9 protein-coding genes are annotated in these 14,400 nt (G+C 41.6%); 2 read left to right on the top strand and 7 right to left on the bottom strand.

Features of this window, described 5'->3' with window-relative positions; genetic code table 11:
- The 3 genes from Q0895_RS12000 to Q0895_RS11990 are packed head-to-tail and all read right to left on the bottom strand — an operon-like array spanning nt 1 to nt 3,489.
- A complete protein-coding gene (locus tag Q0895_RS12000) occupies nt 1–915 on the bottom strand; it encodes a Na(+)-translocating NADH-quinone reductase subunit C (protein WP_299189242.1) in 915 nt (304 codons plus the stop codon).
- Complete coding sequence (locus tag Q0895_RS11995) at nt 896–2,131, bottom strand: NADH:ubiquinone reductase (Na(+)-transporting) subunit B (protein ID WP_075103262.1); 1,236 nt, start codon at nt 2,129–2,131, stop codon at nt 896–898. Before Q0895_RS11995 ends, Q0895_RS12000 begins: the two co-directional genes overlap by 20 nt.
- Nucleotides 2,132–2,136: 5 nt before the next feature.
- Nucleotides 2,137–3,489, bottom strand: a complete 1,353-nt coding sequence (locus Q0895_RS11990) for a Na(+)-translocating NADH-quinone reductase subunit A (protein WP_075103261.1) — start codon at nt 3,487–3,489, stop codon at nt 2,137–2,139.
- Nucleotides 3,490–4,416: 927 nt separating this feature from the next.
- Here Q0895_RS11990 and hisA point away from each other — a divergent pair.
- Entirely contained in the window at nt 4,417–5,154 is a 738-nt protein-coding gene (gene hisA / locus Q0895_RS11985) for a 1-(5-phosphoribosyl)-5-[(5-phosphoribosylamino)methylideneamino]imidazole-4-carboxamide isomerase (RefSeq protein WP_299189236.1), read from the top strand.
- Between the two features lie 72 nt (nt 5,155–5,226).
- The gene (locus tag Q0895_RS11980; RefSeq protein WP_299189235.1) at nt 5,227–6,852 is read left to right on the top strand and encodes a mechanosensitive ion channel domain-containing protein; all 1,626 of its coding nucleotides are present in this window, start codon (nt 5,227–5,229) and stop codon (nt 6,850–6,852) included.
- A gap of 106 nt (nt 6,853–6,958) precedes the next feature.
- Here Q0895_RS11980 and rnr read toward each other — a convergent pair whose 3' ends face one another.
- From rnr to thrS, 4 genes are all read right to left on the bottom strand, one after another.
- On the bottom strand, nt 6,959–9,226 hold the full coding sequence (gene rnr / locus Q0895_RS11975) for a ribonuclease R (RefSeq protein ID WP_299189232.1): 2,268 nt from the start codon (nt 9,224–9,226) through the stop codon (nt 6,959–6,961).
- A gap of 124 nt (nt 9,227–9,350) precedes the next feature.
- Complete coding sequence (locus Q0895_RS11970) at nt 9,351–10,595, bottom strand: toxic anion resistance protein (protein WP_299189230.1); 1,245 nt, start codon at nt 10,593–10,595, stop codon at nt 9,351–9,353.
- Nucleotides 10,596–10,930: 335 nt separating this feature from the next.
- Complete coding sequence (infC, locus tag Q0895_RS11965) at nt 10,931–11,458, bottom strand: translation initiation factor IF-3 (RefSeq protein ID WP_299189377.1); 528 nt, start codon at nt 11,456–11,458, stop codon at nt 10,931–10,933.
- On the bottom strand, nt 11,458–13,392 hold the full coding sequence (gene thrS / locus Q0895_RS11960) for a threonine--tRNA ligase (protein WP_299189375.1): 1,935 nt from the start codon (nt 13,390–13,392) through the stop codon (nt 11,458–11,460). The genes infC and thrS overlap by 1 nt, the downstream gene beginning before the upstream one ends.
- Between the last annotated feature and the right edge of the window lie 1,008 nt (nt 13,393–14,400).

The raw sequence follows: 14,400 nt of genomic DNA, 5'->3' as shown, positions 1-14,400 counted from the left end.
TTATGCCTCCTTGCCGTTTGCTACTGGTAGCGCTGCTGCCAGTTCGGTTGTAGGTTGAGCTGTCTGGTTGTCTGGTTGTGTTAACTGACTAGCCTGTGTATCAGTATTATCAATCGTTTTACCGCTCTCTTCACGTAGCGCGTCTAAGTAAGGTTTATAGCCTTGCTCACCCAACCAAAACTGAATCATATTGCTTACACCGCGACCAGTAAGCGTCGCACCACTGATACCATCGACCCAGTTTTCTTTTGGGTTACCAGCTTTGGTCACACCAGTAGCAACATCACCATTTTCATCATAAGAATGGATACCGCTCCACTTTGCGCGCCACTCTGGCTCTTCGATACGAGCGCCAAGACCTGGGGTCTCTTTGTGCTCATAAAAACTGATACCTTTAATGGTATTCATATCACTTTCAAGCGTCAAGAAACCGTAGATAGTACCCCATAATCCATAACCTTGAATCGGTAGGACCACCATCTCAGGCTGTCCGGCGTCATCACTTTTAACATAGACCTTTGCGTACTTAGGCACACGACCAATACCAGCAGGATCGTTATCACCTAAATCCTCACTCAATGCTTGATTCTTAGTTGCTTGACTGGCGTCATAAGCATTGCGATCAGGAATACCAGCCTCGTTTAAGGCATCATCATCAAGATAGTTACCTTTGCTTAAGTCAACAATTTTTACTTCAAAATCTTTAAAACGTTCGGCAACATCTTTAGGAGTATCAGACTCAGCATCATACATGCCAGCTGCTACTAGGATGTTTTTATTACGATCTAAGCGTGCATTTTCAATTTGTGATGGTTTAAGACCGACCGCAACTGCTGATACCAATACGGAACACACCAAGCATAGCGTCAATGCCACACTGATGGTTTTTGTATTATTACTTTTGGGCTTGGACATAACGAACCCTCCGAGCTGTTTGGCGTTTGATATTTGCTTGAGTCACAAAATAATCAAACAATGGAGCGAATAAGTTGGCAAATAAAATAGCGAGCATGATGCCTTCTGGGAAAGCTGGGTTGACTACTCGAATCAGTACTGTCATAAAGCCAATCAAAATACCATAAGCCCAGCGGCCTTTATTAGTATGCGCAGCTGAGACTGGATCGGTCGCCATAAAGACGGCACCAAAAGCAAAACCGCCGATCACTAAATGCCAATAAAACGGCAAGTTCATCATGAGGTTATCGTCAGAGCCAATCATATTAAAGATAAGAGACGTAGCAATCAGACCAACCACACAACCTGCCATGATGCGCCAAGATGCAATACGCGTCCATAATAGAACTGCTGCACCCATTAAAATGGCAAGCGTAGAGACTTCACCGATACTGCCTTGCATGTTGCCTAAGAATGCATCACTCCACGTAATGGCATTGCCGTAGACATCGACGAAGTCCTGTGGAACCACGCCAAGTGCTGCAAGGCCAAGTGGTGTTGCACCTGAAAAACCATCAACTGCCGTCCATACTGAGTCACCAGACATATACGCTGGATAAGCAAAGTATAAGAACGCACGGCCAGATAGGGCAGGGTTAAGGAAGTTTTTACCAGTACCGCCAAAGACTTCTTTTGCAACGACCACCCCAAAGATAATACCTAAAGCAACTTGCCATAAAGGAATATCAGGCGGTAGACATAGTGCATAAAGAACGGAGGTCACAAAGAAACCTTCGTTGACTTCGTGGCCACGCACGACTGCAAAGATAATTTCACAGAGAATACCCACGGCGAAGGTGACTATATAAATCGGTAAAAACTGCATCGCTCCATAGACAAAGCTTGCCCAGATACTATCTGGATTATAGCCTACCATACTAGTGATAATCGTACGCCAGCCTTCTGGTTGTAGGCCAAGTTGAGCAATAGCAGTTAAAGCTTGATGGCCGATATTGTACATACCCCAAAACATCGCTGGGAACGTACACATCCATACTGTGATCATGATGCGTTTGAGGTCAATACCGTCACGTACATGCGATGACGCATAAGTCGTCGTACCTGGCTGACGTAAAAACGTATCAAACATCTCAAAAATGGCGTAATACTTTTCGTGTTTGCCACCCTTGGTAAAAGACGGCTCCATACGATCGAACATATTGTGTAAAAATTTCATCGTGGTTAGCCCTCCAGCTCAATGCGCGTTAAGTTATCACGCAAGATATCACCAAATTCATATTTGCCAGGAGATACGAAGGTGCATAATGCAACATCTTCTTCATCCAGTTCAAGCACGCCCAAATCCACCGCAGAGACAATGTCTTCAACGATTAAAGCGCGTAATAACTGTGTTGGCAAATAGTCTTGTGGCATGACCTCTTCATACACCCCGATAGGTACCATAGCTCGCGGTGAACCATTACTGGTAGTGGTGAAGTTGTATTTTTTACCACCAAAAAACTGTGAAATATAGATAGGCAGTTTAGAAAAGCGGTTTTTACCTAGTGTAAAGAAGTGGAACGCTGGACGTTCACGGCCTTCAGGTAATACACTAACTTGATTGTGAAAGCGACCAAGATAAGCCACATTATCAAACAATTTACGTCCAGAAAGTACCGATCCTGAAATGATACGATTCTCGCCTGCGACCAATTGACCTTTTGTCAGTGCTGTCATATCGGCACCGCGTTCAGTCGCCACCAAGTGTGGGTCCTTAACTCCAGGACCTGCAAGGCTTAACAGACGACGCGTGTATAAGCGTCCAGTCGTAAAGAGCTTACCAATCGCAATCACGTCTTGATAACCAATCGTCCACACAGTCACGCCGCGGCTGATCGGGTGTAAAAAGTGAATATGCGTACCAGCAAGACCAGCTGGATGCTTGCCTGCAAAGCTATGATATTCAGTGACATTGTTAGCCGCAGTCTTTGCAACTGGTGACAGCTTAGCGTCACCATGATGACAGACAAAGGTTTTTGGGCTGAGTGTAGACAATACAGCCAGTCCGTCATTGAACGCTTGCAGCTCTTTATTGATCAGCAGCATTGGGTCGAACGCTAATGGATTGGTATCCATTGCAGTAACAAAGATAGCGTGCGGACGTGCACCGATTTCTGGAGCACGGCTATAGGGACGTGTGCGAAATGCAGTCCATTCACCAGAAGCAAGCAATTGGGTTTCAACAGCTTCAGAGTCTAAGTCAGCAAGTTGCTGGGAGTCATAGCGCTGAAACTCTACTTCTTCACCGTTTGGGTCAACCTCAATGACAAGACTTTCAAAGACACGACGTTCGCCACGTTTAATGGCAATAACTTTACCAGCTGCAGGGGCCGTGTATATAACACCAACTCGTTTTTTATCTTCAAAAACAGGTTGACCTTTAGCTACAACGTCACCTTCTGTGACGTTCATCGTAGGTTTCATACCTACGTAATCGTAACCAATAAGTGCCACATGTGCTGGTCTGTGCTCTGATATCTCGCGGGAGGGCTCACCTGTGATGGGCAAATCCAAACCTTTCTTGATGGTAATCATAAGCGAAAACTTAGTCCATAGTCTAAAACGATACCAGACGTCCTGTTTGGTACGACAGCAGTATTCCAAAAGCATTATGAAAGACCATCAAGCAGCAGCAGCCTAGGGCAGAGCTGTGATTAATTGCCTTAAACATAATGCTTAAGTATTACTGCAAGTAAGAGTATTAACGCTGACCTTAGACTCCTTAACAACACGTTAACGTCTTATTCGAATTACCAAAGTGGCGACCGGCTACCAAGATGCATAATAAGCCTACCAAACCAAAGTGAGTCTCTAAAACCAACCGCTTAGAGTGAACACTTTAAGTCATAGATGGGCCTACAATACGTTTTATTGAAATTTATAACATTGTCATACTAGTATCATGTAAATGGGTTCTGCGACAATCAAAAGACTGTCAGACGCAATATATGATAATTTGATTAAAGACAAACCAATTAATTAAATAGGGTACAATTTTAAATCATACCAATCTATTTATGATCAATCTGTCAAAATGATAGACAAGGGTTACGGTGCATACTCTACCGTCCTGTTGTCTGTTTTTTTGTCATACCTTTATAACTGAGCAGTATTATAGCCAAACATGATCAATCTATGTAAAAGCTTAATGTGCATTGCTAAGATATAGAAACAAATACAAATTTACCTAGGATTATACGCTAAATTAACCTAAAATTGCCAGTTAGTAATTGAATTTATCTAATTGTAGTACCTAACTTAGAGGCTGAAACTTATAGTTATCAATCATCAAAACAGCTCGGATGGTTATAATGTCTCTGATCCAAAAGATAAACTTAAGTTGTTCTTAAATACTAATATTTAGTTAAGTGCATACTCTATAGTATTTTCTTCCCATTTTTCAATTATTGATGTTTCTGTTGTATTTTCGCTATTCATAAAACGTTTTATAAGGAGTGCTATATGTGTGCTGCGCCTGTGATTATTCCCGCTATCGATCTAAAAGATGGCAAATGTGTACGCTTAAAACAAGGCCGTATGGAGGATGATACTGTATTCTCTAATGATCCTGTCGCAGTAGCAGGACGCTGGGTGAAAGAGGGAGCGAGGCGTTTGCATTTGGTTGATCTCAATGGTGCATTTGACGGGGTGCCAGTCCATAGATCGGTAGTCAATGATATTGCCAAAGCCTATCCAAACTTGCCTATCCAATTAGGCGGCGGCGTGCGTAATATGAACACCATCGAGCAATATATTACCGCAGGTCTCACCTATATTATCATTGGCACCAAAGCGGTCGAAGATCCCAATTTTGTCACTGAAGCTTGCCGCGAGTTTGCGGGACACATCATCGTTGGTATTGATGCCAAAGACGGTATGGTAGCCACCCATGGCTGGGCGAATGTCACGGACACCAAAGCGACTGAGCTTGCCAAGCGCTTCGCTGATGTCGGAGTGTCGTCCATCGTTTATACCGATATCGCCCGTGATGGCATGATGCAAGGCGTCAACATCGAGCAAACGGTCAATCTTGCACGTGAAGGCGGTTTGCCCGTCATAGCCTCGGGCGGGGTGACTGATATGCAAGATATCGAGCTTCTAAAGCCTTATGGTGATTGTATTGAAGGTATCATTACAGGACGTGCGATTTACGAGGGCACGCTAGATCTTGGAGAAGCACAAAGTTACCTAGACAGTTAACTGGTTGTATATAAGGTTGTCTGGATTTTTTATAAAGACAATGATTGCTCATTACCTTAATCAAGGATACTTATGATAGCTATTTTTGACTATCTACCTTTACGCAAATATTTGCCAGTTCTAGGTCAGCTATTTTTATCAATAAGTATCTTTTATGGTTTGCCTGCTTACGCTGCTGGCGAAGAGTTGACAAGTATTGCAGCTGCAACGGATATAAATAGTGGTGTCTTAACGAGTTCAGAAGCAGAATCAGGTACAGAGCCTGGGGTGGAAGCCGAAGGTGGTACGCTACCGACAGCGCCAACACCGATAGAGGCGCCGCCAGTTATCAGTGGTGAAAGTACCAACAATGCTCAAATTGAAACCAAGCCTACTTTGCAAAAAGACAATGATATCCGTCAACGCATTAGCGGTATTTTCTCCGAGATTGATGGCTTACAGGCGGTCAATGTAACGGTTACTCAAGGCGTCGTTACGCTAAGCGGAGAGACACCAAACGAAAAAAAAGCGCAGCAGGCGATTAATCTAACCAATCGCTTAACAGATGTAGTAACAGTTGAAGATAACATTAATCGAACGCTTGATGTGCAAGACAATGTCTCAACAGTATATCAAGGACTTAAGGCCCAAGGTACAAATCTAATCAAAGCCATGCCACTATTGTTAGTCGGCATTGTTTTGTTTGGCTTGGTAGCTTGGTTTGGTAGCTGGTTATCCAAACGTCAGGGCATATGGCAACGTCTAACTCCCAATCCTTTTGTAGCCGAGCTGTTATCGCAAACGATCAAAGTGATCTTTATTATCTTTGGTCTAATTTTAGCGTTAAGTTTAATAGGTGCAGAAACTATTTTGGGTACATTGCTTGGCGGTGCAGGGGTGATTGGTATTGCTGTTGGTTTTGCCGTAAAAGACTCTATCGAAAACTATATAGCGTCACTTATGCTTAGTATTCGTCAGCCATTTCGTGCCCGCGATCAGGTAAAAATCAATGAGCATGAAGGCATTGTAGTACGCTTGACCTCACGGGCGACGATTTTGATGACGTTGGATGGCAATCAATTACGTATCCCTAATGCTGAGGTTTTTAAAGGTATTATCTTGAACTACACAAAAAATCCTGAGCGCCGTTTTACATTTGAATTGGGTGTCGATGCCAATGATGATCCGTTAGCGGCAATCAAAGTCGGTTTAGACGCGATAGGTACGTTAGATTTTGTTTTAGATGAACCCAAGGCCATCGCTATCATTACTCATGTTGGCGATTCCAACATCGTGCTTGAGTTTCAAGTATGGGTAGATCAATCAGAGACTGATTTTGCCAAAGCACGCAGTATCGCCATTCGCGCAACTAAACATGCGTTAGAAAACCAAGGCTTTAGCTTGCCTGAGCCTATTTATCGTTTACGCTTCAACGATAAGTTAGAAACCGCTTTTGAGCATATGCAAGAAGGTAAGGGTAATACTAGTTCTGAAATGACGGTCACACCGATGACTCCTAGCGCAGAAAATAAGCAGACCACAGATGATAAGGATAAACAGCAAGCGAAGGCACGAGCAAAGCAAATTTTGAATGCAAATAACAGTGAGGATATATTTGATGCCCGACCTGATGAGAAGCTGATGGAAAAGGTTGAACAGGAGATTGCAGAGAATTCTGATGAGACTGACTTATTAGATAGAAATAGTCCACAAGAATAAGCTTTTTTTATGTAAACCTATCTTAGAACGGAACATAAATATAAGTATAAACATAAAAAAAGGCTAAAGTTAACTTTAGCCTTTTTTATTATTTCTAACGTCTTATTTAGCTCTTCTTGCTTGAACCTTTATTGCTTCGGCCACTATTTTTTTTAGCCGAGCTCTTTTTTGTCTGATCTTTCTTTGTTTGGTTCATTTGACTGGCTTGCAACTTTGCTTTTAAGTCAAAATCAATCTGAAGCAAATCCATATTCACGCCAGCAACTTGCACTTTAACCAAGTCGCCAAGTCCAAACAAAGTCCCTTTGTCTTTACCAATGAGCTGCTGCTGATTCTCATCATAAACAAAGAAATCATCACCGACGTTTGAGATATGGACCAGACCATCAATATATAGGTCAGTCAACGTCACAAATAATCCAAAGTTCGTTACTGTCGTGACCACGCCATTAAACTCTTCGCCAACGTGATCTTTCATATAGTGACACTTCAGCCAAGACTCGACAAAACGTGAAGCCTTTTCAGCACGGCGTTCGGTATCTGAGGTTTGGGTACCTGCCTCATCCAAAGAAAAGTCCATAACAGGCTGCTTACTATTGGTCACCTTAGCTTTAATCGCGCGATGTAACATAAGATCAGGGTAACGACGAATCGGTGAGGTAAAGTGACTATACTCATCGTAAGCTAAACCAAAGTGACCGATATTGTCAGGTGCATAGTTAGCCTGCATCATGGAGCGCAGCAGCATACTATGGATGCTGATTGCATCTGGACGATCTTTTGTCGCATCAATAATACGCTGATAATCGGCTTGCGTAGGGTTCTCTTCAGGGAAGCTTAAACCGAAATTCTTCGCATATTCGTGAATACGCATTGATTTTTCGCTATCAGGCTTATCATGATTACGGTACAAAACTGGCAGCTCATGTTTTAGCGCAAAGTTTGCTGCACAAGTATTGGCAAGCAGCATACACTCTTCAATGAGCTTATGAGCATCACCGCGTGTACGTGGTAATATGTCCGCAATACCGCCTTCTTCATTGAACTTTATATAAGTCTCAACCGTTTCAAACTCCATTGCGTGGCGATCTTCACGCTTTTTGATAAGCAGTTCATATAGTTGATGAAGTGTATCGACAGACTTTTTGACATCTTTATTACCTGTTAAAGATTCTGGCACGCTTTTATCTTTAGGATTAGCAAAGTAGTCATTTACTTGGTTATAGGTTAAGCGTGCTTGTGAATGCATAACACCAGGATAAAACTCGTAACCTGTTACCTTGCCTGCACGTGATATTTTAATATCAGCAACCATACATAGGCGATCAACTGAAGGGTTTAATGAACACAAGCCATTTGACAACACTTCAGGTAGCATTGGAATTACACGATGTGGAAAATAAACAGACGTGCCACGCTCATAAGCGTCTTGATCAAGTGGAGAGTTTGGCGTGACATAGTGACTGACATCAGCAATAGCAACCAACACTCGATAGTTACCACCAGAGCGTTTTTCAGCAAACACAGCATCATCGAAGTCGCGCGCATCTTCCCCATCAATAGTAATTAACGGCAAGTCACGTAAGTCCGTACGACCTTTAAAGTCTTTTTTGCTAGGTTCCCTATAATCGTTGGCTTGTTTAAGGGCTGCTGCACTAAATTCAGACGGTATATCGTAATTGAGCAGGGTAGTCTCAATAATAAGTTCACGGTCATTGTCGTCGTTTAGTACTTCTGTAATCTTACCAGTAGCAAACTCATGCTGATTAGGCCAGTCGATCACATCGACTTTGACTGGATCACCCAGCTTAGCACTTACCGCTTGTACATTATCATCAGTGACTGTAATCGGTTGATGGTTATTAGGACTACTAAGCTCAACACAGTAGCCATCTTCATCGCGAGCAAGCGTACCAATAAACTGGTTTTGATGACGTTCAGTCACATCAACAATACGACCTTCTGTACGCCCACGATTATCGGTCGTAGTACCCACAGCATTGACCATATCACCATTAAACACCCAGCGCATTTGTTTTTCATGCAAAAACAGGTCTGGCATATCTTCTAATACGACAAAGCCAAAGCCTTTAGGATGGGCGGATACTGTGCCAGTGACCACATCTTGTTGCGTGACTGCACGAAAGCGATAAGGGCGACCTTCGCGGTTTACTTGTCCATCACGAGCCATAGCTTTTAGGCGGTTACCCAAGGCATCAAATTGCTCTGGATCTTCAATCTTAAAGATCTGCGCCAACTGTTTATGGGTGACTTCGCCATGCTCATTAATCGTGGCAAGTATCAGCTCACGACTCGGGATAGGATTCTCATATTTTTGTGCCTCACTTGAGGCGTTTGGATCATTCCAACTCATAAATTACCGTATCTATTTTTAAAATTATTAATAATGGCTATCTTAACACGAACGACGCTTCAATACCCGACGTCAATGAGGTTATATATATTCGATAGCTGACTGTTTTGGATAGACTGTTTAATCAAATGTCGATATCAGTGGTGCTAGATTTGTCTGTAATCTTTTTACTATCTAACTCTTTTGATACTTCAAGGACAGTCGTTTGGTTAGATTTGTCTAAATACTTTTGTGCTTTATCTACTTCGCTCGTTAGAGTATTGACTGTTTGCTTCATATTTTCTAAGGCTTCAACTTTGTAATTACTAATCATATCCATCGTATCATAGACATTATTGAAGGCGTTTTGTAGTTTATCAAGCTCAATAGTACTACTGGTTGCTTGTTCATGAATTTCACCAGATTGACGTTTGAGCATCGCAGAGGTTGATTCAATCAAGCTACTAGTGGTTTTATTTAATGCAGTAATCTGATCTAGAACCAGTTTTTGATTTGTCATGGCCTGTGCAACCACTACTGCTGTCCGTAATGCTGAGATGGTAGTCGTGGTCGCACGATCCACACCTTTGATAAGTTCCAAATTATTTTTGCGAATGGTATCTAATGCTAAATAACCCTGTACGTTGACAGCCAACTGCGTCAAAAAGTCAGTGTTTTTTTGGCGTACATAAAACAGCATCTCTTCTTTAATAATACGCGCCTTTTCAGGATCGGTCGCTTCTAAAGAGTAGACTTTTTGCTCAAGTTGCTCATCAATCTTTTTGCCGACATATATATACTGGCGAATGGATTGCATCAAATCCCACATGTTGACTTTTTCTTGCTCAATCATCGCGTTGTCTTTAAGCAGCTCATCCTTACCATTATAAAGACTGGTCACCACCGCGTTGATATGCGACTGCGCAGATTCATATTGACGAAAATAATCTTGGACTTTGTTGCCAAACGGTATGATGCCAAACAACTTACGTGAGTTAGTCAGCTCTTTTTTGCTTGGATCCAAATCTTCTACGATACCGCGCAATTCTGTTAGTGATTTGGCAATTGGAGAATTATCAAACAAGCTATCATTGATGCTTTTAGCAGGAAGTTCTAGCATCCGGTTAGATACCTGAGCTGACTCTCGGATCTCTTTGGTACCTAGGTTATGAATCGACTGTAGGTTTTCTTGAAAGTCAGGACTATTTACTGGATTGGTAATGACATGATCCACAAAAGCATCGACTTTGGCGTCGAGCTCTGGGATCTGACTTTTATCCAGTTTAACCATCTGATCCGCTTCGCTTTTTTCTATCTCTTTTACAGGGTCGGGCGGAGTCAGAGAGATACTCGGTGTATTTGTATTTTCTGGCGGTGTAAGTTCTTGCATAATTATTCCTGTCGATAAATGATAGATTAAAATGTTTGGGTTATTCAATAATGTTAGTTAACGTCCAGTCTGCTAGTTTAAGCAAGTGTCATAATCGCTAAAAATCTATTAATTGACTTACGGTTATTAAATTATCATTAATAGGAAATGCAAAGTAGATTTTAAGATTACCGTGTAATCAGGAGGTTATAAAGACTGACTCTGTAAAACTATATGGAGGTTGGTATCGTAAAATTACAATAACTAATAGTAAAAAACCATCAATACCCCGCAGCATATTGATGGTCAAAAACAAAAATAAGTAAATATGACAAACTTAAAGGTTTACTGTCCAATTATTTTTTCTTAGTAGGACCAAGCAACATACCCATTTGTCGACCTTCCATCTTTGGAGGCTGCTCGACATTGGATATTTCAGCCGTATCTTCTATGATACGCTCAAGTTGCTTACGACCAATTTCTTGGTGCGCCATTTCACGACCACGAAAACGGATGCTAACTTTAACTTTGTCTTGATCTTCTAAGAAGCTGATGATTTTTTTCAGTTTTACCTGATAGTCGGCTTCTTCAGTACTAGGACGTAGTTTCATCTCTTTAAGCTGGGTTTGCTTTTGGTTCTTCTTAGCCTCTTTCGCCTTTTGCTTTTGATCATAAAGGAAATGCTTGTAATCCATGATCTTACATACTGGCGGCTTGGCATCGGGCACTAATTCAACTAAGTCTAGGTTTTCATCACGTGCCGCTTTCATCGCGGTATCGATATCGACCACGCCCATTTGTTCGCCGTCCTCTCTGACAAGACGAACTTCTTTAACACTGATATCTTCATTGGTGTTTAGACGGTTTGACTGTTTAATAGGTATTACTCCTGATCTGTTTTTTGATTCTGACGGCCTTTTTTGGCAACGGCAGTCTGTACTAAGGTAATAAATTCAGAGACAGTCATCACGCCTAGGTTTTCACCTTCACGGGTTCGGACGTTGACACTGCCTGTTTCAACTTCTTTATCCCCTAATACTAGCATATAGGGAATACGTTCTAATGTTTTCTCTCGTATCTTAAATCCAATCTTTTCGTTACGCAAGTCACTAACCGCACGTAAACCTGCATTTTTTAGCTCGCTGACGACGTTTTGGCAGTTTTCTGCTTGTTTATCGGTGATATTCATGACTGCCACTTGTTGCGGCGCAAGCCAAACAGGCATCCAACCAGCATAGTGCTCAATCAATATACCTATAAAACGCTCAAACGATCCTAAGATTGCACGGTGAAGCATAATAGGTATGTCACGCTCGTTTTGTTCATTGACAAACTCAGCGTCGAGACGCTCAGGCATATTCGGGTCAACCTGAATGGTGCCGCACTGCCAAATGCGTCCTAACGAGTCTTTAAGACTAAATTCAATTTTAGGGCCATAAAATGCACCTTCGCCTGGCAAGTAATCCCAGTCAAGACCTGAGCTATCAAGTGCATCAGCCAAAGCTTTTTCTGCAAAATCCCATGATTCATCACTACCGACACGCTTTTCAGGGCGAGTCGAGAGCTTCATAATGATATTATCAAAACCAAAGTCTTCATAAACAGCCAAAGTCAGCTTGATAAAGTCGGCGACTTCCTGCTGAATCTGTGCGGGCGTACAAAAGATATGTGCGTCATCTTGAGTAAAGCCACGGACACGCATCAAGCCATGTAGCGATCCTGAAGGCTCATTTCGATGACATGAGCCAAACTCTGCCATACGCAGTGGCAGGTCACGGTAAGATTTTAAACCCTGATTAAATACTTGCACATGACACGGGCAGTTCATTGGTTTTACCGCATAGTCGCGATTCTCGCTCGATGTGGTAAACATATTAGTTGCATAGTTACCCCAATGACCTGAACGCTCCCATAAGCTACGATCGACGATTTGGGGCGTTTTAATTTCTTCGTAACCGTTATCATATTGTACTTTACGCATATACTGCTCAAGCACTTGATAAATCGTCCAACCATTGGCATGCCAAAACACCATACCTGGCGCTTGCTCTTGCATATGAAATAGATTGAGCGCTTTACCAATCTTACGGTGGTCGCGTTTTTCAGCTTCCTCGATACGCTGAATATAAGCTTTTAGGTCTTTTTTATCCGCCCAAGCTGTGCCATAGATACGCTGTAGCTGCTCATTCTTGGCATCACCGCGCCAGTATGCACCCGACATTTTAGTCAGTTTAAATACTTTTAAGAAGCGCGTATTTGGCACATGCGGACCACGGCACATATCGACGTATTCTTGATGATGATACAGGCCAAAAGCCTCTTCGCCTGGCATGTCATTGATCAGTTTGAGCTTATAATCTTCACCGCGTTCTTCAAATATCTTGATGACTTCATCGCGTGGCGTCATTTTTTTGATAACGTCATAATCTTGCTTAATCAGCTGCATCATACGTTTTTCGATAGCTTCCATATGCTCAGGTGTAAATGGCGTCTCACTATAGATATCATAATAAAAACCATCATCAATGACAGGCCCAATAACCATTTTTACATCAGGATAAAGTTGTTTGACCGCATGACCAAGTAGATGTGCGCATGAGTGACGAATAATATCAACACCATCATCGTCCTTTGGAGTAACAATCTCGACCTTTGCATCATGAGTGATAGGATCAGAAGCATCAACCAAATGGCCATCTACACGTCCAGCGACCGTAGCCTTAGCAAGACCTGCCCCAATGCTTTGCGCCACTTCCATGACTGTAGTATTGCCTTCGAAGTCTTTTATGCTTCCATCGGGCAAAGTAATCGCTACCATAATCTGTTCACCTGTTTTAGGTCCGCTAGCAGTGATGATTGCAACTATCAATCATATGACCGTAAGACCAAATAAGTTATATACGTTAGATGTGATACATCAAAAGAGATAGGCATTAATCAAACGTACTTAGCATATGACCGATCATCTAATTATTCAATCTACTACTTATATTGGAAGTAGATCTATAATACATCACCGAACATAGCAAAGTACCTCTTATATAGCGTTGGCTAACAACGTAAGATAAGTAATGCCATAAGGGCAACTACTATAACAAAAACCATCTACAAACACTAGATAGCGGGGGAGTAACAGCATATCTTACATAGACGTATATTCAAAAAAAGTATCCAACTGCATCAAAGGCTATAAGTCATTCATGTTCTCTGATAATAGACTTTTGATCTAAATGGCTTCATGAATGATGCCTACTATAATAGTGCTACTATATTATAAGCAGTATCCATATATAAGGACTACTTGTATCAATATCAATAGTGCAGTCTTAAGAGTGAATAGGCAGACAAAGAGACTTAGAGACACTAAAAACAGGAAAGGCTTAAAGCTTTAAACAGAGTAATTTGACTATCCTTTGAGAACTACCAACGTTTTCTTATGTTATATAAAAACTATAAAACCTCCCTAGTTGTCTAAACTATTGAAAAATATACCTTATTTTCTACCCTCTTTATTTAATTTAAAAACATCTAGAAAAACAGTTGACACTGAATATAAAGAGTCTATAATACGCCCCACAGCAAAGGAAGCGCGGCGTAAATAGTGGAAATATTCACTGATAACGAAGCAGCTAACTTACTGAAATATTAGCAAATAAAAGCTTGACATGGTATCAACTAATGATACAATAGGTAGCTTACCAATTAGAAGAAGCAAATTAACTTGTTAATAGTTGGTTAAAGATTTGCAAAACCTACTACTGGACGACAGTATAGGGCATTATTTAAAAGCAGAACTAAAGAACAACTTGTGTGGATTTTTGCTGAG

Source organism: uncultured Psychrobacter sp., assembly GCF_947495825.1.
Lineage (GTDB): Bacteria > Pseudomonadota > Gammaproteobacteria > Pseudomonadales > Moraxellaceae > Psychrobacter.
This window is presented reverse-complemented; position numbering and strand designations above follow the sequence as displayed.

Excerpts from the sequence above, each read along its gene's own strand:
- Q0895_RS12000 (WP_299189242.1), bottom strand. The coding sequence starts at position 915 with ATGTCCAAGCCCAAAAGTAATAATACAAAAACCATCAGTGTGGCATTG.
- Q0895_RS11995 (WP_075103262.1), bottom strand. The coding sequence starts at position 2,131 with ATGAAATTTTTACACAATATGTTCGATCGTATGGAGCCGTCTTTTACC.
- Q0895_RS11990 (WP_075103261.1), bottom strand. The coding sequence starts at position 3,489 with ATGATTACCATCAAGAAAGGTTTGGATTTGCCCATCACAGGTGAGCCC.
- hisA (WP_299189236.1), top strand. The coding sequence starts at position 4,417 with ATGTGTGCTGCGCCTGTGATTATTCCCGCTATCGATCTAAAAGATGGC.
- Q0895_RS11980 (WP_299189235.1), top strand. The coding sequence starts at position 5,227 with ATGATAGCTATTTTTGACTATCTACCTTTACGCAAATATTTGCCAGTT.
- rnr (WP_299189232.1), bottom strand. The coding sequence starts at position 9,226 with ATGAGTTGGAATGATCCAAACGCCTCAAGTGAGGCACAAAAATATGAG.
- Q0895_RS11970 (WP_299189230.1), bottom strand. The coding sequence starts at position 10,595 with ATGCAAGAACTTACACCGCCAGAAAATACAAATACACCGAGTATCTCT.
- thrS (WP_299189375.1), bottom strand. The coding sequence starts at position 13,392 with ATGGTAGCGATTACTTTGCCCGATGGAAGCATAAAAGACTTCGAAGGC.